Source organism: Streptomyces sp. MMG1533 (assembly GCF_001279775.1).
Lineage (GTDB): Bacteria > Actinomycetota > Actinomycetes > Streptomycetales > Streptomycetaceae > Streptomyces.
Genome location: NZ_LGDG01000028.1, coordinates 33,626 through 54,511, shown reverse-complemented (window position 1 = coordinate 54,511; position 20,886 = coordinate 33,626). Strand labels below are relative to the sequence as shown.

Annotated in this window: 18 protein-coding genes; 10 read left to right on the top strand and 8 right to left on the bottom strand. The window is 72.3% G+C overall.

Features of this window, described 5'->3' with window-relative positions:
• Nucleotides 1-109 precede the first annotated feature (109 nt).
• The 3 genes from ADK57_RS05985 to ADK57_RS05975 all read left to right on the top strand — a co-directional run bounded on the left by ADK57_RS05985 (nt 110) and on the right by ADK57_RS05975 (nt 4,902).
• Nucleotides 110-1,018 carry an N-acetylglucosamine kinase gene (locus ADK57_RS05985; RefSeq protein WP_053748283.1) on the top strand — a complete coding sequence of 303 codons (909 nt, stop codon included), beginning with the start codon at nt 110-112 and terminating at the stop codon, nt 1,016-1,018.
• Between the two features lie 177 nt (nt 1,019-1,195).
• Nucleotides 1,196-3,124 (top strand): phosphatase PAP2 family protein, encoded by a 1,929-nt coding sequence (locus tag ADK57_RS05980; RefSeq protein WP_053748282.1) that lies wholly within the window; start codon nt 1,196-1,198, stop codon nt 3,122-3,124.
• 92 nt (nt 3,125-3,216) lie between these two features.
• Nucleotides 3,217-4,902, top strand: coding sequence for a phospholipid carrier-dependent glycosyltransferase (locus tag ADK57_RS05975; RefSeq protein ID WP_053748281.1), 1,686 nt, complete (start codon nt 3,217-3,219; stop codon nt 4,900-4,902).
• Nucleotides 4,903-4,911: 9 nt separating this feature from the next.
• Here ADK57_RS05975 and ADK57_RS05970 read toward each other — a convergent pair whose 3' ends face one another.
• On the bottom strand, nt 4,912-5,313 hold the full coding sequence (locus tag ADK57_RS05970; RefSeq protein WP_053748280.1) for a DUF3662 domain-containing protein: 402 nt from the start codon (nt 5,311-5,313) through the stop codon (nt 4,912-4,914).
• A gap of 257 nt (nt 5,314-5,570) precedes the next feature.
• On the opposite strand from ADK57_RS05970, the gene ADK57_RS05965 reads away from it, so the two are divergent.
• The 4 genes from ADK57_RS05965 to ADK57_RS05950 all read left to right on the top strand — a co-directional run bounded on the left by ADK57_RS05965 (nt 5,571) and on the right by ADK57_RS05950 (nt 10,457).
• Complete coding sequence (locus tag ADK57_RS05965) at nt 5,571-6,494, top strand: MurR/RpiR family transcriptional regulator (RefSeq protein WP_053748279.1); 924 nt, start codon at nt 5,571-5,573, stop codon at nt 6,492-6,494.
• A 407-nt stretch (nt 6,495-6,901) separates the two neighbouring features.
• Nucleotides 6,902-7,294 carry a hypothetical protein gene (locus ADK57_RS05960; protein ID WP_053748278.1) on the top strand — a complete coding sequence of 131 codons (393 nt, stop codon included), beginning with the start codon at nt 6,902-6,904 and terminating at the stop codon, nt 7,292-7,294.
• 46 nt (nt 7,295-7,340) lie between these two features.
• Nucleotides 7,341-7,907 (top strand): antibiotic biosynthesis monooxygenase, encoded by a 567-nt coding sequence (locus ADK57_RS05955; RefSeq protein WP_053748364.1) that lies wholly within the window; start codon nt 7,341-7,343, stop codon nt 7,905-7,907.
• A gap of 171 nt (nt 7,908-8,078) precedes the next feature.
• The gene (locus tag ADK57_RS05950) at nt 8,079-10,457 is read left to right on the top strand and encodes a SpoIIE family protein phosphatase (RefSeq protein ID WP_053748277.1); all 2,379 of its coding nucleotides are present in this window, start codon (nt 8,079-8,081) and stop codon (nt 10,455-10,457) included.
• Between the two features lie 46 nt (nt 10,458-10,503).
• Here the strand turns inward: ADK57_RS05950 and ADK57_RS49805 are convergent, their stop codons facing one another.
• From ADK57_RS49805 to ADK57_RS05935, 4 genes are all read right to left on the bottom strand, one after another.
• Nucleotides 10,504-10,659 (bottom strand): hypothetical protein, encoded by a 156-nt coding sequence (locus ADK57_RS49805; protein WP_159050018.1) that lies wholly within the window; start codon nt 10,657-10,659, stop codon nt 10,504-10,506.
• Between the two features lie 76 nt (nt 10,660-10,735).
• The gene (locus ADK57_RS05945) at nt 10,736-11,227 is read right to left on the bottom strand and encodes a flavin reductase family protein (protein WP_053748276.1); all 492 of its coding nucleotides are present in this window, start codon (nt 11,225-11,227) and stop codon (nt 10,736-10,738) included.
• A gap of 165 nt (nt 11,228-11,392) precedes the next feature.
• A complete protein-coding gene (locus ADK57_RS05940) occupies nt 11,393-12,142 on the bottom strand; it encodes a peptidoglycan-binding domain-containing protein (protein WP_053748275.1) in 750 nt (249 codons plus the stop codon).
• 215 nt (nt 12,143-12,357) lie between these two features.
• Complete coding sequence (locus ADK57_RS05935) at nt 12,358-13,209, bottom strand: hypothetical protein (RefSeq protein ID WP_053748274.1); 852 nt, start codon at nt 13,207-13,209, stop codon at nt 12,358-12,360.
• A gap of 206 nt (nt 13,210-13,415) precedes the next feature.
• Between ADK57_RS05935 and ADK57_RS05930 the strand changes: the two genes are divergently transcribed.
• Both ADK57_RS05930 and ADK57_RS05925 read left to right on the top strand, forming a co-directional pair.
• Entirely contained in the window at nt 13,416-14,150 is a 735-nt protein-coding gene (locus tag ADK57_RS05930; protein WP_053748273.1) for a TetR family transcriptional regulator, read from the top strand.
• Between the two features lie 180 nt (nt 14,151-14,330).
• Nucleotides 14,331-14,759 carry a Zn-ribbon domain-containing OB-fold protein gene (locus tag ADK57_RS05925; RefSeq protein ID WP_053748272.1) on the top strand — a complete coding sequence of 143 codons (429 nt, stop codon included), beginning with the start codon at nt 14,331-14,333 and terminating at the stop codon, nt 14,757-14,759.
• 88 nt (nt 14,760-14,847) lie between these two features.
• On the opposite strand, the gene ADK57_RS05920 is transcribed toward ADK57_RS05925, so the two are convergent.
• Complete coding sequence (locus ADK57_RS05920) at nt 14,848-16,197, bottom strand: Gfo/Idh/MocA family protein (RefSeq protein ID WP_053748271.1); 1,350 nt, start codon at nt 16,195-16,197, stop codon at nt 14,848-14,850.
• A gap of 186 nt (nt 16,198-16,383) precedes the next feature.
• Between ADK57_RS05920 and ADK57_RS05915 the strand changes: the two genes are divergently transcribed.
• On the top strand, nt 16,384-19,167 hold the full coding sequence (locus ADK57_RS05915) for a hypothetical protein (protein ID WP_053748270.1): 2,784 nt from the start codon (nt 16,384-16,386) through the stop codon (nt 19,165-19,167).
• Between the two features lie 49 nt (nt 19,168-19,216).
• On the opposite strand, the gene ADK57_RS05910 is transcribed toward ADK57_RS05915, so the two are convergent.
• Together ADK57_RS05910 and ADK57_RS05905 are read right to left on the bottom strand one after the other, a co-directional pair.
• Nucleotides 19,217-19,597: a PPOX class F420-dependent oxidoreductase gene (locus ADK57_RS05910; RefSeq protein ID WP_053748269.1), complete on the bottom strand. Its 381-nt coding sequence runs from the start codon at nt 19,595-19,597 to the stop codon at nt 19,217-19,219.
• 86 nt (nt 19,598-19,683) lie between these two features.
• Nucleotides 19,684-20,862 (bottom strand): MalY/PatB family protein, encoded by a 1,179-nt coding sequence (locus ADK57_RS05905; RefSeq protein ID WP_053748268.1) that lies wholly within the window; start codon nt 20,860-20,862, stop codon nt 19,684-19,686.
• Nucleotides 20,863-20,886 lie beyond the last annotated feature (24 nt).

Here is a 20,886-nt window from a genome sequence, read left to right as displayed (position 1 = left end):
CCGTGCCCGTCAGAAGCCCGTCCCGGGGCTTCCCTAGTTCATCAACTCCCCTTGCCCCAGGCACGGTTCGCCCGCCGTCGCAGCCAAGCGCAACGACGAAAGAGGATCCGTGCAGGACGCTCTTCCCTCATGCCCTCTCGTGGTCGGTATCGACGTGGGCGGCACCAAGACGCATCTCCGCGCCTTCGCGGGGGACGACCTGGTCGCCGACCATGTCCGCCCGAGCAGCGGCTGGCGGCCGCACGACCCCGTGGCCGCGGCTGCCTGGGTCGCGGCACTGGTAGCCGGGGCACTGCCGACGGGCGCGCGCCCTGCCGCCCTCGCCCTGGGCGGCCACGCCTGTGAGACGCCCCGGCAGTGCCACCAGATACGCACCGCCCTGCATCTGCACTTCGACGCGCCCGCACTCGTCATGGGCGACGCCGAACTCCTCGTACCCGCCGCCGGGCTTGAACGGGGTGTCGGCCTGGTCGCCGGCACCGGTTCCGTCGCGGTCGGCCGCCTCGCCGACAACAGCCCCGTCCAGGTCGGCGGCTGGGGCGCGGTGCTCGGGGACGAGGGCGGCTCCGCAGGTCTCGTCCGCGAGGCCGTACGGTCCGTCTGGGCGGCCCACGACCGCGGCGAGACCCCCGACGAACTCGCCAAGGGCCTGGTCGCCGCGTTCGGCGTCGCCGAGGTACCGGCACTCGGCGCGGCCCTGGAGCGCGCCACCGACGTCTCCGCCGAGTGGGGCCGGCACGCACCCGTGGTGTTCACCGCCGCCGAGGCCGGCTCCCTCCTCGCCCGTACGGTGATCACCGAGGGCGGCCGCTCCCTGGCCGCGCTCGTCCGACGGCTCGCCGACCGCGGAATCCCGGTCGAGGACGTCGTCGTCGCCGGCAGCACCGTGCTCGCCCAACCCGCCCTGTACGAGGCCTTCGTGACATCCCTGGCCAGGAGCGTTCCCGGGGCCCGCCCGAGGCCCCTGGACGCACCGCCGGTCGAGGGAGCGGTGGCGATGGCCCGTTCACTCGTATGACATGCGGCGTACGCCGGATCCTCCCTGATCCGACACAACTCGCCCGTAGATCTTCGCTCGTGGGACTCGGGAAAGCGCGTTCGACGCACACGTCACGTGCCGCACCATGAGTCACGATCGATCGCTCCACCTCCTTCCCGCGGCCGCAGGGCCGAAGAACTCAAGAGAGGCAGACGCATGCCGTCACCAGCCGGGCACCCCTCCCCCTCGTCGGTCCGTGAACGCGCCGTGAACCGGAGGGGGTTCCTCAAGACGTCCCTGGGTGCCTCGGCCGGCGTGCTGGCCGCACCCACCCTCGCCACCTGGCTGGCCGCCACGGACGCCAAGGCGGCCACGGCCTTCGCCGCGTTCGTCGACGACTACAAGACGAACGTCCTGACGAACCTGACGCCCGAGACCAACGCCGTGGTCCGCGTCCTCGGCGGCTTCGCCAAGGTGTGGAAGACGGGCGGCGCCTGGAACACCGGCACGCCGCTGATGCCCGAGGTGCTGCGCGCCAACATGGGCTACTGCGCCCGGATCACGTCCGCGCGCACGGAGGAGCAGGCGAAGGAGGCGTTCGTCTACGACCGCCAGCACCAGAGTTACGCGATGATCGCGGGCCTCGGCCCGCTGACCGACCTGTACAAGGCGGGTGCCAAGGCGGTCACCTCGATCACCCGGGCCCCCGAGGGCACGCCCGCCACCACCATCAGCGACGCCGTCCCGGCCGGCGCCCCCGCGGGCTCCGCGATCGGCGCGGGCTCCTACGACTCGGCGCTCGGCCAGGTGGCCAAGCTGGTCGACACGGTGCGCGGCCCGTTCGCCTCGGGCAACCCCGGCAAGTACGCCTTCCAGTACCCGCGTCCGTGGCGCATGAACGAGGACAGCGAGGTCGTCGACACGGGGGCGAAGGACGCGCTCGGCTTCCCGGTGTACGACTCGAAGGTGGTCGTCGTGACGCAGTTGCTGCGGCAGCGCGGCACGTCCGCGACCGACGACGGCGGCTTCCCGAGCGGTCACACCAACGCCTTCCATCTGGCGGCCCTGGGCTTCGCGTACGCCGTGCCCGAGCGGTTCCAGGAGCTGGTCACCCGCGCCTTCGAGCTGAGCCACACCCGGATCATGTCGGGCATGCACTCCACGGTCGACGTCCTCGGCGGCCGGATCATGGCCACCGCCCTGGCCGCCGCCGCCCTGGCCGACCCGGCGAACGCGGACCTCAAGGCGGCGGCACGGGCCCAGGCGCTGGCGTACTTCCAGGAGCAGACCGGCACGACGGCGGACACGCTGTACACGTACGCCCACTCGGACGGCACCGACCCGTACGCCGACCGGGACGCCAACGAGCGTGCCGTGCGGCCCCGGTTGACGTACGTGCTGACCCGGCGCGGTCGCAACGAGCCGCTGACCGTACCGAAGGGCGCGGAGGTGCTGTTGGAGACGCGCCTTCCGTACCTGGACGCTTCGCAGCGCCGCGAGGTGCTGCGGACGACCGCGCTGCCCTCGGGGTACGTCCTGCTGGACGGCTTCGAGCAGTGGGGCCGCCTGAACCTGTTCGCCGCGGCGGACGGTTACGGCGCCTTCGACTCCGACGTGACCGTGACGCTCGACGCGGCGGCCGGCGGCTTCAAGGCGGCCGACAGCTGGCGCAACGACATCGACGGCGACGGCGTCCTCACCAAGCGCGGCACGGGCACACTGACCCTGACGGGCCACAACCGGTACACGGGCGGCACCGTGCTGGAGGACGGTGTGCTGGCCGCCGGTTCGGCCCACGCGCTGGGCCACGGTGATGTGCGGGTGACCGGCGGGACGCTGGAGCTGGGCAAGTCGCTGCAGGTCCACGGCACTTATGCCCAGGAGTCCGGCACGCTGGAGGTGACGCTGCGGTCGGGCCAGGAGCCGGTCCTGGAGGTGACGCGCCGGGCGGTGCTCGGCCGGGGCAGCGCGCTGTCGCTGAGCCTGGACGCGAACAGGCCGCCGGCCGCGGGCAGCACGGTCCGCGTGCTCGGCACCCCGGTGCTGCGGGGCCAGTTCGACCGCGTCGAGCTGAACTCCGACACGCTGCGGGCCGTACCCGTCTACACGGCGGAAGGTCTGTCGGTACGACTCCTGAAGCGGTAACGCCCTTCGTGGCGGGAGCTGATGCAGAGTAGGCGCATGAGACGCCCCTGGATCGCTCCCGCCACCGCTCGCCCGGTGTCACCGCGGGGCGGATGATGACGCACGAACGGCACCCGGTCCTCGAACCGGCCCCGCTTCCCGAGGTTCCCGACGCCCCGGCGCCGAGGCGTCCGTGGTCCGGCAGGCGGTGGCTGGTGCCGCTCCTCGTGGTCGTGCTGCTCGCCCAGATGGCCGCGGCGATGGTGACCACCGCCGTCCAGCAGACCCCGACCATCGACGAGCCGGTGTACGTGGGGACGGCCGCCGACTATCTGCACGAGCACCGCCTGCGCTTCAACCCCGAGCACCCACCGCTGGGGAAGCTGGTCGTCGCCGTCGGCGTGGCGCTGGCCGACCCGCACGTCGATCCGTCCTTCACCGGCGGCCAGAGCCTCCTCGGACAGCACCTGCTGTACGAGTCCGGCAACGACCCCTGGCAGCTGATGCTGTGGGCCCGCCTCCCGGTGATCGCGCTGACGCTGCTGTTCGGGCTCGTCGTCTTCGCCTTCGCACGTGAACTCGCCGGTCCGGGGGGCGGGTTGGCGGCTCTGGCGTTGTACGCCTTCTCCCCCGACGTCATCGCCCACGGCTCGCTGGCCACGCTCGACGTGCCGCTGGCCGGATTCCTTGTGACGTCGGTGTGGCTGCTGTGGCGGGCGCGGCGACGACCGCGGTGGTGCCTGCCGCTCGCCGGGGTGGCGCTGGGGGCGGCTCTGGCCACGAAGATGAGCGCGCTGGCGGCGTTCCCGGTGCTGCTGGTGCTGGCCGGTGTGTCCGCCTGGTGCTCGGGTGCGGATTCGGCGGAGCGGCGCAGGAAGCTGCTCCGGGCGGCCGGGGGCGCCGCCGTCGTGGCGCTGGTGGCCGTCGCCGTCGTATGGGCGTCGTATCTGGCCGTCGATCCACGGCTGCGCTGGTCGCCGCAGCAGTATGTGCCCGTCGTGCACGGGCGGCGGGGGCTGCTGGTGGAGCTGCTGCCGTTCCCCGAGGCCTACCGGGACGGGATGCGCATCCAGTTCTCTCTGGAGAACCGTCCGTGGGAGGGCTTCCTCTTCGGCCGGGTGTACACCGGGTCCCTCTGGTACTACCTGCCGGTCGCGCTGCTGGTGAAGACGCCGCTCGGGATGCTCGCGCTGTGGGCGGCCGGTGCCGTCGTGGTGGTGGCGGTGCGGCGGCTGCGGCCCGTGGCGCCCTATCTGCTGCTGCCGGCCGCGGTGCTGCTGGCGGCGGCCATGGAGGGGGCGAGGGACTTCGGCACCCGGTACGCCGTCTTCCTCCCGATGTTCCTGGCGGTGGCGGCGGGCTGTGTCCTGGTCGTGCGGTGGCGGTGGGCGCCGGTGGTGGCGGGGGCGCTGGTGCTGTTCGTCGCGGTCAGCTCCGTGCGGACGTTCCCCTGCTATCTGCCGTACTCCAACGAGGCGTTCGGCGGGCCGGCCGGGACCCGGCTCCGGCTGCACGACTCCAACGTCGACTGGGGCCAGGACCTCGGCCGGCTCGCCGACCGGCTGCGCGAGCGCTACCGGGGCGAGCGGATCTGGCTCGTGTACAAGGGAAGCGGAGTGCCGTCCTTCTACGGTATCGACGCGTCCGATCCGCGTACGGTGCCCCGGCGTGAGGTGCGCGGACTCCTTGTCGTGTCGGACTCCGCGGTTGCCAAAGCGAAGGGCCGGCTGGCCGAGTTGATCGACAGCAGTCGACCGATCGACCAGGTCGGTCATTCGATCACGATCTATCGTCGCTGACCTCCGCTCCTAGTGGGCGGCGTACTGGAAACCGTCGGCGCTCACGTGCGTCATCACGCTGCTGGCCACGCGGTAGCGGCCGTTGGGCACGTACGCCGACCTGGTGACGTGCACGGCAAGGGGGCCCGCCCACTCGTAACCCTTGTGTTCGGCGTGCCGCATCAGGCTGTCGGTGAGCGCCTGGCCGACGTTGGTGCCGCGGCGCGTGAGTTCGTCGTACACGGAGTCGGCGAGCTCGACGTCGTAGGCGTTGGGGACCACGACCCGCGTCTCACTGCACACGACCACATTGCTGTCGCACTCGCGCCGCATCGCGTCGAGGAGTTCGACGGGTTCCTTGTCGAAGACCCGCGCCCACAGCGCCTCCCACCGGTTCTCCAGGGCCTGTTCCATCGCGCTGAGTGCGCTCATTCGCCTCTCACCTGCCGAAGGGTCTGGTTGCGTGTGCCGGTCTCGAAGGTCGTAGCCGGTCGATGGCCGTCGGTTGCCGTCGGTCGTCGCCGAGGGGGCTTTCGCGGGGGCGGGTTCCCGTCCGAAGCGCGCGTATCCCTCCTCTCGGCGGGTCGATCCGTCGCCCGGGCCGGTCGGCAAGGGCTTTCGCACAAGCCCTGGTCACCACGGTGCGTGAGCTATGTTGAGGCACTGTGGGAGACAAAGAAGGCGCACCCGTGCCATCGCCGCAGCAGGCACGCGCCCAGGCATCCGCGATCACCTCGGGGAAGACCGCACCGGAGACGGAGGCCTCCCCGACTTCCCAGCTCAGGGGCCTGTTCGACCGGCCCCGGCTGTCTCCTGGGCAGCGCCGCATCGCCCAGTACCTGATCGAGCACATCACCGAGGCGGCCTTCCTTTCGATCACCGATCTCGCGGAGCGGGTCGGCGTGAGCCAGCCGTCGGTGACGCGTTTCGCCGCGGCGGTCGGCTTCAGCGGTTACCCCGCGCTACGGGAGAAGCTCCAGGCGATCGCCCTCGGTACCCTCGCCGGCGGTCCCCCCGCGGCGGAGGAGAACGGCAGCAACGAACTCCAGGCGGCGGTCGACGCCGAGATCGACAACCTGGAGAACCTGCGACGCGACTTCGGCGACCCCGACCAGGTGATCGACGCCGGACGCAACCTGTCCCGGTCGACCCCGCTGACCATCCTGGGCCTGCGCATCTCGGCGTCCCTGGCCGAGTACTTCGCGTATGCGGCACGCCGGGTCCACCCGGACGTGCGGCTGGTGACCCGGGGCGGCAGCGTCGCCTACGACGCGCTGCTCCAGTCGCGCGAGGCGGGCGGCACCTGGGTGCTGGCGTTCTCGATGCCCCGGCACGCCCAGGAGACCCTGACCGCCGTACGGGTCGCGCGCAGCGCCGGACTCAAGGTCGCCCTGATCACCGACCTGGCGCTCGGGCCGGTGGCCGACGAGGCGGACGTCGTCTTCGCCATCGGCACCGGGTCCCGTCTGGTCTTCGACTCCTACGCCGCGCCCGGCGTGATGGCCGCCGCGCTGCTGCAGGCCATGACCGACGCCGACCCGGAACGCACGCAGGCGCGGCTCGAGGATTACGAGCACATTTCCGACCAGCACCAGTTCTTCCTGCGGGACTGACTCCAGGACTGGCTCCGCCTCCCCCATATCAGGACACAAGGGGATCACCCGTCCCATATCGCGCATGAATGTTTTCATGCTTCTTGCAAAGCAGACGGCATATATAAATACTGCTCACGGATCGCACCCCCGGCCATTCCGGGACACACGTTCCACACCCGCATCCGCCCGCACAGAGACGACGGTCCGCCCATGCGCACGCTGCACCACACGCCGCGCGGGCGCCGCCTGTCGTTGCGGGCTCTTGCACCGACACCCGAAGCCGCCGTCTCCTACCCGCGTCGGCGCCCAGGGTGTTCGGTCGGGCATCGCTTTCGCGAGCGCCCGTGGCGGCCCCGGTCATCCCCTAGACCGGGGCCGCCCCACCCCGTCGGATCACCCCCCACGACGCCGCACACCCGGGAGCGATGACCATGCCCCTGACGACCACGCGAACCACCACGCGGATCAGCCCCGACTGGCCGTGCCAGGTCAAGACCCCCGGCAGCTACGACTGGGAGCGCTCGGCGGCCAAGTGGCTGCGCGAACTGGTGCCGTCCCGCTACGCCAGCTACCCGGCCCTGATCCGCCACCCCGTGCTGCTCGCCCGGCATGCGCAGATCCAGGTCCAGCACGAGGTCCGGGTCGCCCGCACCGCCCTGCAGACCGCCCGCGCCGACCTGCCCGGGCTCGGCCTGCCGGAGTCGGTCATCGAACACACGATCAAGCTGTACGCGGCGGAGGTCATGCAGCTGCAGCACATCGCGCGCAGCGTGCGGGCGGTCACCCAGGCTCTGACCGAGCACGGGCACGGGCGCTGACCTTCTCACGGCATGAGCCGCCTCATGCGTGGCACACGTGATGAGCATGAGCACCACCGACGTACGGCGGGGCGATCCCGTCACCACGGTCCTCACCTGGCAGGTGCGCCCCGGCCATGAGCAGGAGTTCGAGCAGTGGACGCACGGGATCAGCGGCTGCGCCAGACGCTTCCCCGGCAACGAGGGCGTCTCCTGGCTGCGCCCTGAGGACGGTCACCGCTTCCACGCGGTGCTGCGCTGGTCCGATCCACACCGGCTGGCCGCCTGGCTGGAGTCGGAGGAACGGGCCGCGTGGCACGAGCGGATCGAAGGCATCGCCACGGAGATCGGCAGTGAGCGCCAGTCGACGACGGGGATGGAGACCTGGTTCGGCCTTCCCGGCACCACGGTGCAGGCCCCGCCCCGGTGGAAGATGGTGCTCACCACCTTCCTCGGCGCCTATCCGTTCACGTTCCTGATCCAGTGGCTGGTGGCACCCCACACGACGACATGGCACCTGCCGCTGCGCGCCGCGGTGTTCCCGGTGGTGCTGCTGCCCGTACTGACGTACTTGGTCATGCCGGCGCTGAGCCGCCTGCTGCGGCTGTGGCTGTACCCGCCGCCGGACCATTGACGAGTGCGCGGACGGGCGGTGCGGCGGGTGGCGCCGAGGCCACCGACGTCCGCTTCACCGGTGCGTGCGATCTGCCGCCACAAGGCAGCGATCGAGGCACGCCTCATGTGCGATGCTCAATCCGTGACGAGCGAGCCCGCCAGCCCCGCCGAGCCCGGAGCCGCGCCCGACATGGCAGCGCTGGCCAAGGTTGTTGCCCGGCAGCGTGCCGAGATGGACCGGTTGCGTGACCAGGCGGCGATGTCGGCCGTCCTGGAGCGGGCCAAGGGGGCGCTGATGGCGCTGACCGGCTGCACGCCGGACGCCGCCGACGAGGAACTGCAGCAGCGCGCCAAGGCCGGGAACCGGACACTGCTGGAGGAGTGCTGGATCACCCTCGGCGGGCTGGTGCCCCCACTCCACCACGCCGCACCACAGTCCGAGCCCGCCGTCCCCGAGCCCGTGATCTCCGGGTCCGAGAACGCCCCCGGGCCCGGTGTGCCGGTCACCAGGGGGACGCCCGACGCAAAAGCCACGGATGGTACGGGCGACGCCTTCGCCGCGCTCGGCCGGCTCGGCGAGGCCCTGGTCCGGGTCGGCACCGCGCAGGATCTCGCCCGGTGCCTGCTGGACCACCTGGCGCCCGAGGTGGGCGTCGACGCGGTCATGATCTTTCAGCGCATGCCCACCGGAGAGCTGGAACTCGTCGGGCACGCCGGCATCGAGGACACCCTGGCCGCCCAGTGGCGCCAGGTGCCTCCGCTGACCGGGATCGCCGCCCTGGACGCGCTCCGCGCGCGGGAGCCGCGCTGGCTGGAGAACCCCGACTCGGACCGGGAGCGGTACCTGCTCATCGGGGACCCGCCCGAACGCTGGCGCTCACGCGCCTGGCTGCCGGTACCGACCGGGGACACGGCCGAGGTCTGCATCGGCCTCCTGCGCCGCCGCGACGGGCCGTTCACCCCACCGGTCCGGCAGCTCCTGCGGGCCGTCACCCGGCTGTGCGCCGGCCGGCTTCGGGCGTTCGGCGCCCCGGAGGAGTACGCCGCCGACGGTGCCGCCCAGGCGGTGTTCGACGTGCTGCCGGGCGCGGCGATGCTGCTTGCGCCGCTGACCGCCCCGACGGGGGAGGTCGAGGACTACCGCATCGACGCGGCAACGGGCGACGCGGTCGACATCATCGGCCGTACCGGCCGCGAGCTGGTCGGGCACCGGATCCTGGAGTGCTTCCCCGGCATCGCGGGCGAGGAGCTGTGGCACGGGTGTCTGCGCACGCTGACGACCGGAGAGCCGTTCGAGGGCCCGCCGTTCGCCCACCAGCAGGTCGACGCCGGTACCGCGGAGCTCTCGACGTACGCGGTGCGGGCGGCGCGGCTGGGGGGCGGGCTGCTCCTCGCCTGGATCCGGCAGGACTCCTCGGACCGGCAGGAGCAGCGGCTGGCGGACGTGCAGCGACTGGGCAACCTGGGCTGGGCGACGTGGAACCTGGTCACGCACGAGGTCGACTGGTCGTCCCAGGTCTTCGACATCCTCGACCGGGACCCGGCACGCGGGCCGGTCCACCTCACCGACCTCCCGGGCCTGGCGCTGCCCGAGGACGTGCCCGTCCTGGCCCGCTCCGTCAGGGAGCTCATGCGCGGCAGGCGCCAGTTCGACGTCCCGTTCCGGATCAGGGCGGCCGACGGAGTCCGCCATCTGCGAGCCGTCGCCGAGGCGGTGCCGGCCCTCGACGGCACGCCCGTCGAGGTGCACGGCTTCGTGCAGGACCTCACCGCGCAGCGCAGCGCGGAACTCGCCCTCGTCGAGAGTGAACAGGAGATCCTGACCCAGCACGGCGTGCTGCGCGCCGAGCGGACGCTGGCCGCCCGGCTCCAGCACGCCCTGCTGCCATTGCCCACCCGGCCCGTTCAGCTGGCGGGCCTGCGCGTCGAAGTGGCCTACCTGCCCGCCCAGTCGGGGATCCATGTCGGCGGCGACTGGTTCAGCGCCATCGAACTGCCCGACGGCGACGCCCTGTTCGTGGTCGGCGACGTCGCCGGGCACGGCATCGACGCCGTCGCCACGATGGCGCAGCTGCGCTTCACCGCCAAGGGCATGGTCATCACCGGCTCGTCGCTGACCGGTGCGCTCGCCCGGCTCAACACGCTGCTGCTGCACTCCCGTGACTCCCACGCCACCGCGACCATGGTCCTGGCCCGCTACAACCCCCGTGAGCGTCGGCTGGTCTGGGCTCAGGCGGGCCATCCGCCGCCGTTGCTGCTCCGCGACGGCGAGGTGCGCTATCTGGGCCGCCCGGGCGGGATGCTGATCGGGGCGAGTTCCTCGCCGGTCTACCACGAAGCGGAGTGCCGCATGGAGCCCGGAGACCGGCTCATGCTGTACACGGACGGGCTGGTCGAGCGGCCCGCGGAGGGCATCGACCTGGGCCTTGCGCGGCTCGCCGAGGCGGTCCTCGCCCATCACACGGACGAGGCCGGCTCCCTGAGCCCGTTGCTCGCCGCGCTGCTGGAGGACGAGCGGCGGGACGACGTCTGCGTCGTCGACATCCGGGTGCCCGCCGAACCGGAATGAGGGGCGGCGAAGGCCCCGCGAGGGGAGGGCGCCGCCCTGCCCTCGCTCAGTCGTCCCCGCGATGTCGCCAGTACCAGAACGCGCCCACGACGACGGCCAGCAGGAACACGGTGGGCAGTACCAGGCCCGGGATACGGGAGCCGCTCATCGGCGTGGCCTTCGGTTCGGGTGGTGCGGGGTCCCTCGCACGGGAGCTGCCCATGGTGACGGCAGCTGCTCTGTGGTCGCACGCCACTTTCCCGACGCGTTGCCGGGTGTTCGAGTAGCGGGGCGGAACGTCAGTCCACCGGATGACCGGGGGCGATGGTGCGGGCGTCGTCGAGCCGCAGCACCGGTCCATCGTCAGCCCCCTCGCGCTCGCCGCTTGCCACCGGATCGAGGACGAAACCGACGTGATCGCCCCCGTCGGCGCGCAGCACGACCTCGCCGACGAACCAGGCCGCCGCATCCTCCAGTACGAGCGCCCCGCCGCGCTCCTCCCGCAGGCCGACGTGCTGGAACTTGTCCGTCGTGTCGCCGGTGCGCCCGCCGAACAGCTCGGCCAGTTCACGCTGTTCGCGGGTGAGCAGATGCACGGCGAGGAACTCAGCGTCCTGGGCAACACGGTAGGTGTGGTTCACCTTGGACAGCCACACCACGAACCGCACCGGCCGGATGGAGCACTGCGAGGCGAACCCGACCAGACAACCCGCCCGCTCCCCGTTCGCCGTGGCGGTCACCACGCACATGTCCGGGTCCAGCCGGTCGACGAACGCGTCGATGCCCGCCATGCTCACCTCGCTCCCGTTCGGTGGGTGTCACGCGGTGGGTACCCCGGTTTCAGCTCACCACGGCACAGCTGCCCATGCCATCCGGGGTGCCACGCCTTCACCGGCGGGCCGACGGTGCGGGCGGGGACACGGTCGGGCCCGGGGCACGGCCGGGGCTGCCTCGTGTCATCCGCCGCCGGTACGGGATTCCAGTGCGAGTCGCGTGTCGTCGCCGTAGACGCCGGTCTCGTCGCCGCGGATGCCGTACCAGAGCTGGAAGCGGGCCACCGCCTCGGTCAGGGCGGCGTCGTAGCTGCCGCTGGTCGAGCCCTGGTCGTAGACGTCCGGGATGCGCAGCAGACGTTGCTGGAGGTCGGTCACCTCGGGGCCGGCGGCTCCTTCGCGGAGGGTGCCCGGGCCGTCGGGGTCGGTGACGGCCGAGGCGGTGGGGGCGGGAGCGGTCGTGGTCGCCGTCGGGAGGGCGGGCTGTGCCGCACTGGCGTCGCTCCGGTCGGGCAGCAGGAAGGCGCAGCCGAATCCGATCAGGGCCGCCGCTGCCACGGCGCCCACGACGGTGGTGCGGCGCAGGCCGGGCACACGGCCGACGGGACCGCCGCCCCGTACCGGGTAGCCGTCGCTCGCGGCCGGGTGACCGCCGCCGGGTTTCACCTGCCCGTAATCCGTGACGGGCGGCAGTTCCTGCGTCTCCGGCTCGGGACGCGGCAGGGGCACCACTTCGTAGTCCCCGGTGCGCTCTTGGTACTGCCCGGTTTCATGGTCCCCGGTGCGCTCCTGGTACTGCCCGGTCTGCTCCCGGAACTCCCTGATGAGCTCCGCGAGGGCATCGGTGTTGCGGGGGCGCAGCACCCGGACCGGTTCGAGGGGCCGGTCGTCGGGTCGTTCGGGCGGCTGCCCACGATCGGTCGGTGTCGGCATACAGCACTCCTTCCGTCCCTTCCACAGGGACCTCCGGCATCCCCCGGGGAGTGATACGCGCCTGCCGCACCGGGAGTTCAGTACCCGCGGCTCCTGTCGATCCACCACTGCACCGCGCACGAAGGCATCCCGGAAGGCTCCGTCGTGACGACGGGTCCAAGACGCTCACCGGCACCGCGTGGGTCCACATCGGCGGGCGTGGCGGCCACGTCTTCTCACGTTGGGGTGACCGCGCGCCGTGGCGCGGCGAGGAACCGGTGCAGGGACGCCTTCATCGCACGGACGAAGGCGTCCCTGTCCTTGTCGCTCAGGGCGTCCATGGAGAGGTACGGGTTGAGGTCCTCCAGCTCGACGAGCAGGAGCCCCCCGCCCGGGGCACGGCAGGCGTCGACCCGCTGGATGCCGTGGTCGATGCCGTTCCAGTCGATGAACCGCCCGGCGAACTCGAGGTCGTCCGAGGTGGGTTCGTACGGTTCCAGCTGCCAGCGCCGGTCGGGACGGGGCGCGTAGAGGGCGTACTGGAAGTCGTGGTCCACGTAGTAGAAGGACACCTCGTAGGCGAAGTCGACGCACGGCTGCACCAGGACGTCCCCGTCGACCAGGTCGCGCACGCCGGCCGCGGGCACGATCCGCAGGCCCAGGGAGTCGGCGCCGAGCTTGGGTTTGACGACGTACCGGTCCGTGTCGGGCAGTCGGTGCAGGTCCTCCGGGCGGTCGACGGTGGGGATGACCGGGTACCCGGCGGCGCTCAGGTCGAGCAGGTACTGCTTGCCGGCCATGTCGGCCTTGCCGGAGAGCTGGTTGTAGACGCGGGTGCCGGCGGCGACCGCGCGCTTGCGGAACGCCTCGTACGCCTCCTGGTGGGTCAGGACCGGACCGCTGTTGCGGACGACGACGCCGTCGAAGGCTTCCATCAGCGCGGCCGCGTCCCGCGGGTGGCACAGGGCCAGGTCGAAGTCCTCGCGCAGACGGGAGGTGAGGAAGATGTCCTCGTCGCAGTAGCGCCGCCCGCGCGCCTGGTACGCCAGGTCGGTGACGTACAGGACGCGGGGGCGGGCGGACGGCATGCGGGACTCCTCGGCGGTGCGGGGAGCCGATCGTATGCGACCGGTGTCCGGGGAAAGGAAGGCGGGCAGCGCGATCGGAGGAGCATGATTCGGTCAGCGCGGACGGCGAGCACGGGGGAACACGGTGAGCAGGGAGAGAGCACTCAGTTCCCCCCAAATGATGCACTGAGTGCCATCGGCCCCGGTCAGGTGCTACTTTCCCGTCCATGAGCTCCAGCAGCGCGGCGCCCCGTCGCGGCGAGAAGGCGGAGGCGGCGGCCGCGAAGCCGCCCATGCGGGACGCGCTGGTCGCGGCGGCTTTCCGGCTGTTCCTGGAGCGGGGATACGAGCAGACCACGGTCGACGACATCGTGGCGCTGGCCGGGGTCGGGCGGCGGTCCTTCTTCCGGTATTTCCCCTCCAAGGAGGACGTGGTCTTCCCCGACCACGAGCGATGCCTGTCCGACATGACGGAGTTCCTGGCCGCCGGCGACGCAGGGGACGAACCGGTGGGCCGGGTCTGCGACGCGGCTCGGCTGGTACTTCGGATGTACGCCGAGAACCCGACGTTCTCCGTTCAGCGCTACCGCCTCACCAAGAAGGTGCCGGGCCTGCGCGCGTACGAGCTGTCCGTGGTGTGGCGCTACGAGCGGGCCCTTGCCGAATATCTGCGGGGCCGTTTCGCCGAACGGCGCGACGGCACCCTGCAGGCCGACGTGATCGCCGCCGCCGTGGTCGCGGCACACAACAACGCGCTGCGTTCCTGGCTGCGTTCGGACGGACAGGCGGACGCCGACACCACGGTCGACCGGGCCCTCGGATACGTGCAGTCCGCCTTCGGCAGCCCTCCCGCGTCCCTCGCCGGCGAGCAGCCCGAGGACGTGGTGGTCGTGGTCTCCCGGCGCGGGGCACCCCTGTGGCGGGTCGTCCAGGAGATCGAGACGACGCTCGGGCGCGACTGAACCCGGCAGCCGGAGACGGACGTCCACCCAGGCTCCGAGATCAGGGGTACGGAGTGCCTTTACGAGTGGCACTCAGTGCCATACTCTGTTGGCGTGCACGGTGGCACGGCGAACCGGGCACGTGCGTGCACGGTGACCCGCGCACGCGGGATTCCGGCCGAGCGCAGGGAGTTGACCAGCGTGTACCACCCCTCAGGAAGCGTTGTTCGTCAGACAGCGGGCTTCGCGACGGGCGTCCTGGATCCCGGGGCTCCGGATCGCCGGAGCGCGGACACGGACGCCATCCTCTTCCAGCGCTGCACCTGGTGCGGCACCGCCATGTACCACCGGCTGCTGTGTCCGGTCTGCCAGGGCAGCGACCTGCGGACGGAGCGCAGCGAGGGCGCCGGGACGGTCCGTCACTCCACGGTGGTGCACCGCAACACCCCCGCCGCGCGGAACGTGTCCCTGATCGAGATGGCCGAGGGCTTCGTCGTGCGGGGCCGGGTCATGGGCCCGCCCGTCGGCATCCACAGCGGGGACCGGGTCCGGCTCTCCACCGCGAAGGACCCGGTGCGGGGCGAGCCGGTCTTCCAGCTGATCGACGAGCCCTATCGCGCCTGGAGCTGACGGGACGGCAACCGACGCCGGCGGCGGCTGGACAACCCCGTACCCCTCCCCCGCCGAGTCGGCCTCACCACCCGCCGGGCCCCGCACCTCACCGCTCCCACACCCCGGGTATCAGCTCCCGCACCCCCACCGGTCGCCCCGATTCGAAGCACCGGTTGGCGGCGAGCCCGACCGCCAGCGCGAGTGCGCCGTCGCGTTCGGTGGCCGTGGGGTGTCCCTCGGCACCGGTGTCCGCCGGCGCACTCTCGTCCACGGTCCCGAAGAGCGCGTCGAGCATGCGCGGGTCACCCCCGCCGTGGGCCTCGTGAGCGGTTTCGAGCGGGACGTCGACCGGGGGCCGCCACAGCGGGCGGAGGGTGAGCCGCGCACCACCCGCGTTCTCGGCGGCCGTGTCGCCGTGCAGCGCGCCGCTGCCGGAGGTGATCCGGATCCGAGGAGGCTGCCAACGGCTCTCCTCCACCTCGAGCTCCAGCCGGCCGGCGCTGCCGTTGAACATGACACGGTAGCCCTCCCACGGGGAGTAGGCGGTCAGGTGGTACGTCATCGTCGCGCCGCGGGCGTAGCGGACGAGGACCGCCATGTCGTCCTCGATGGTGACGGGGCCGTCGAAGACGTTGCGGTCGCGGACGTAGCCGTCGTCCTGCTCGGCGTCCAGATAGAGGGCGCGCAGGGTGTCGTCGGCCGCGAGGTCCAGGGCGAAGGGGTCGTCCGCGGCCGGGGCGGCGCCGTGGGCGCGGTCGTAGTGGCGGCGCAGTCCGTGGCGTTCGCCCGCCTCACGGCCGTAGAAGGCGAGCCGTCCGTAGCCGAAGACCTCCTGCGGATGGTCGGCGAGCCACCAGTTGACCAGGTCGAAGTGGTGGCCGGCCTTGTGCACCATGAGGCCGCCGCTGTGCCGCTTCTCGCGGTGCCAGCGGCGGAAGTAGTCGGCGCCGTGCCGTACGTCGAGCAGCCACTCGAAGTGGACGGACAGGATCTCGCCGATCGCGCCGTCGGCGAGCAGGGCGCGGACCTTCTCGTGGGCCGGGTTGAAGCGGTAGTTGAAAGCGACGGTCAGGGTGTTGCCGGTGGCGCGGACCGTGTCGAGGATGCGCGCGCAGCGTTCGGCGTCGACGGTCATCGGCTTCTCGGTGACCACCCGGCAGCCGGCCCTCAGGGCCGGGACGATGTAACGGTCGTGCTCGGCGTCGACGGTGGTGACGACGACCTCGTCGATGTCCTCCTTGGCGAGCATGTCGGTGAAGTGGTCGGGTTCCCACTGGGTGGCGGCGGGTTCGCCGGCCTCGGTGAGCAGCCGGTTGTGGAAGGCCATCCGGGTCGGGCTGGGGTCGCAGAGGGCGGCGACGCGGTGGTGGGGGCGTTCGGCGAGGGCCCGGGTGAACATCCGGGCGCGGTGGCCGGTGCCGACGACGGCCGCGCGGTGGTGGGCGGTTCGGCTCATGGAAAGCGCTTCCCCCGCCCTGGGTCCGGCTAGTCCTCCGTGTTCCGGGTGGCTCGATCGCGTCGCTCGGCACCGGTCGGTTCCGCTTCACAGACAACCCACAGCCCTGTACTTCCCGTCCTTTGTGACGCGAGAGGCCCCCGGGACCAACGGGACGCCTGCGCTTGGGTTTTGAGGAGGGGACCATTGATCCGTGCCCGGCGAATATGTGTGACCGCCGTGGCGGTGCTGGCGGCCCTGGCGGGATCGCCCGGACCGGCACAGGCCCAACAGCCACCAGAAGCACGGCCGTCGACCGCGAAAGCCGACGGCGAGCTCCCGCCGGGCTGGCGGCTCACCGGGGAGGGTGCCGCGCATGAGCTGGTCTGGCGTGCGCCGAAGCCCGTGCCCATGGGAGACGCTCGTGTCGAGTTCCATGCCGAGGGTCGGCTGCTCGGGGTTCCGAAGGCCGGCAAGGACGGCCGGACGTTCCGGCTGGACCTCGGCGAGGCCCGCTCGGAGCAACTGACGGACCTTCAAGTGCTGGCCGGCGGGCGCCGGTTGGATACGACGTCGACCGGTGGCACCGACCGGCCCCGCGAGCGGGATTCCCGTGCGGCCGCGCAGCCGCCGGCCCCGCTGCCGGCGGGCGGCGTCGACCCCGGGCGACCGGGCTCGTACCGCACGGTCATCGGCGAATACGACCTCGCCCCGGTGAAACTGCCCGGCTTCTCCGCCCCGGTCGAGATGCGTGCCGAGGTGGTGGCCCCGCAGGGTGCCACCGGCAGTCGCCCGCTCGCACTGTTCCTGCACGGCCGCCACTCCACCTGCTACAAGCCCGGCGCCGAGGACGACGTGACCGGTGACTGGCCCTGCCCGGCCGGCACCGAGCCGATCCCCAGCCACAAGGGCTACCTGCGCGACCAGAAGCTCCTGGCCTCCCAGGGCTATGTGACGGTGTCGATCTCCGCGAACGGCATCAACGGCCAGGACTGGACGGCCGAGGACGGCGGCGCGCAGGCGCGTTCGTCCCTGGTGCGGCAGCATCTCGCCCGCTGGGCCGGCTGGTCCGCCCACCGGTCCACCGCCCCGGCCGCCGTACGCAAGGCGCCGAAGGCGGACCTCTCCCGCGTCCTGCTCGTCGGCCACTCCCGCGGCGGCGAGGGCGTGAACCGGGCCGCCATGGACAGCCTCTACCCGCCGCCCGCGGCCCAGGACGGCTATCGGGGCCCGGTGCGCTGGAAGGTGCGCGGCACGGTGCTCATCGGACCGACGATCTTCGGCCAGAATCCGGTCGCGGACGTGCCGTCGGTGACGATCCTGCCGGGCTGCGACGGCGACGTGTCCGACCTCCAGGGCGAGGTGTACGCCGACGGGACGCGCGGGATCAGTCGGGGCACCGCGCTGCACAGTGCCGTCTACGTGGTCGGCGCCAACCACAACTACTTCAACAGCGAGTGGACGCCGGGCCAGTCCGAGGCGCCCGCCTGGGACGACTTCTGGGAGGACGAGGAACAGCCGGACCCGGTGTGCTCCGCGGGTACCCCGACCCGGCTGGCCGCCGACCAGCAGCATCAGGCGGGGGCCACCTACATCGCTGCCGCTGCCCGGTTGTTCGTCGGCGGGGACGACCGTGTGCGTCCGCTGCTCGACGGCTCGGGCAAGCGGGCTCCCTCCGCCGACCCCGCCCGCGTCCTGACCCACGCGGTCGGCGCTCGCCGGAGTGCCGGGTTCCTGCCGGACGGCCCGTTGACGGTGACCGGCGCCCGGTTGTGTTCGGCCGTCGACCCCGACCCGGCCGTCGCCTGCCTGGACCCCGAGGCCGCCGGGTCCTCGCCGCACTTCGCCTGGTGGGACACGGGACGGGAGGCCGGCCGCCGCGCGGTCGCGCTGAAGTGGTCGGCGCCGGGTACGGCGGCGCGCGTCAGCCCCGCCGCGCCGCTCTCCCTCGCCGGTTCCAAGGACCTGGCGCTGCGGGTGTTCGTGCCGCCTAACACGACCGGCACGAAGCTCGACGTCTCCGTCACCGACTCCACCGGTCGCCGGGCCGAGCTCGGCCGGGTCCAGGTGGACGGGCTGCCGGGCAGCGACCGCACCGCCTCCTACTGGGCGCGCGAGGTCCGCGTGCCGCTGGCCGCGGCCAGCCGGGCCGGTCTCGACCTGAAGCACGTCAAGTCCCTTGAGCTGACGCCGCGTTCGCAGTCCGGGCAGGCCTGGCTGATGGACGCGTGGGGCTGGGCCCCCGGTACTCCGGCGGTGCAGGCGGCGGCGCTGCCGCGCGTCGACGTCGGCCGCACGATCGTCAAGGAGGGCGACTCCGGCACCCGCACCTACCGGGTCCCGGTCGAGATCTCCGGCCGCGGCAGCGGCCAGGTCCGCGTGTACGTCCTCGACCCGGACACCGGCCTCGGCACGGACCAGCTGGTGACGGTACGGCCCGGCAGCAACGCCATCGACGTACCGGTCGAAGTGAAGGGCGACACGGCGTTCTCCTACGACGTGCAGCACGACATCGTCGTGAAGGCGGTACGCAACGCGGTGGTCGGCTCGCACCGGGGTGGCGTCACCGCGGAGAACGACGACCCCGAGCCCGTGATCACCCTGACGCCGGTCGTGGACCGGGTGACCGAAGGGGAGACGCTGACCTGGCGGATGTCCCTGGCCGAGCCCGCCGCCGTGGATATCTGGCAGCCGGTGCGGGTGCTTCCGGTCTCCGAGGGTGCCGAGTTGTCCACCAAGGACGTGGACCCGCAGTGGCTCCTGGAATACTCCGGTGCCTCGCCCGACCCGGAGCGCCCGCTGTCCGGGGCCGACCTGTGGGTGTGGCTGGACATCCCGGCCGGGAGCACCGGCGTCGACTTCGACGTGCGGACCGTACGGGACCAGGTGGCCGAGCCGACCGAGTCCCTGCGTCTCGCGCTGACCGACTTCGACGCCGAGCCGCTGCCCGGCCGTCCGGTGCTGACGGGCACGGTGCTGGACGCGCCGTAAGCCGTCTCGCGATCGGGGGCACGGGCCGTGTGGTCCGTGCCCCCGATCGTCAGAGTGTCACGCGGATCCCGACGGTCCCGTCCAGTCCGCGGCGCAGTCGGCTGCCGAGGAGGGTGAGGCGGCCGAGGATGCCGTACTTGCGGGCGAGCAGCCGCCGGTAGCGGGCGGTCGTCTCCGGGTCGCAGATCTCGGCGGTGGCGGGCACCTGGTCGCCGGTCGGGTTGCCGCGCAGGTCGCAGGGGCCGACCAGGACGTCACCACGCGCCCGGATCCGCTTCACCTTCCAGGCGTCGGCGGCCGACCAGGCACCGAGCGCGTCCCCGTCGCGGACCACCCACACCGGGGTGGCGACTGCGGTGCCGTTCTTCCGATAGCTGGTGATCAGCAGGTACTTGCCCGCAGCGAGCCGCTCCAGCGCCGTGTCGTCCATGGCGGGCAGTCTAGGCAATCGCACCGGACGGGAGGAGGTGGAGCGCAGCACCGGGCGATCCGCAGCACCCCCGCAGCCGCGCGTGGTCACGTCAGCGCCGCGGCCATCCGCCGTACGCCCTCTTCGAGGATCTCCGGCGAAGTCGCCAGATTCAGGCGTACGTGACCGGCCCCGCCGGTGCGGAAAGGGAGCCCCGAGCTGAGTGCCACCCGGCCGCGGCGCAGGAAGACGTCCGCCGGATCGTCGCCGAGGCCGAGCGCACGGCAGTCGAGCCAGGCCAGGTACGTGGCCTCGCCGGGGCGGTACACGATCGCGGGCAGGTGTTCGGCCAGCAGGTCGGCGAGCAGGAGCCGGTTGTCGTCGAGGCCGTTGAGCAGGGCGTCCAGCCAGGCGGTGCCGTCGCGCAGGGCGGCCGTGTGGGCGATGACGCCGACGTGGCTCGGGCCGTGGCCGACCTCCTCGGGCAGCCGCGCGAGGTCGGCTGCGGCCGCGGGGCCCGCGACGGCGAGCGCGGCCTTGAGACCGGCGAGGTTCCACGCCTTGGACGCCGACATGAGGGACAGTCCCCGCTCGCCGCCCGGCACGCTCAGGTAGGGCACGAAGTCCACGCCCCCGGCAACCAGCGGCGCGTGGATCTCGTCGGCGACGACGCGCACGCCGTACCGCTCGGCGAGGGCGGCGACGGCGGCCAGTTCGTCGGCGGAGTGCACGGTGCCGGTCGGGTTGTGCGGGCTGCACAGGAGGTGGGCGGCCCGGCGACCGCCCGAGACGGCCTGCCGGAAGGTGTCCTCCAGGATGCCGAGGTCGAGGCGCCCGTCCGGGCCGAGCGGGGCTTCGGCCACCTGCCGGTCCATGTGCTCGATGAACTGGAAGAACGGCGGGTACACGGGCGGGTTGACGACGACCGGGTCACCGGGTCCGGTGACCAGTCTGATCATTTCGACCACCCCGAGCATCACGTCCGGAACGATCGCGGTGCGTTCCACCGCGAGCCCGTCCCAGCCCCACCGCTTCCCGGCGAAGGCGGCGAGCGCCTCGGCGTACGCGGTGCCCGCCGGGTAGCCGGTGTCGCCGAGTGCGAGGGCGTCGGTCGCCGCGCGGACCACGGCCCCGGCGAGCGGGACGTCCATCTCGGCGACCCACAGCGGAAGGACGTCGTCGGGGTAGGTGCGCCACTTCATGCTCGTACGGCATCGGAGGCGGTCGAGGGTGAGTGCGTGCAGGGGATTCGGTTCACCGGACGAGTCGTGCGGGATCCTGGTCATGGGGCACAAGATAGGGGGCTGTGG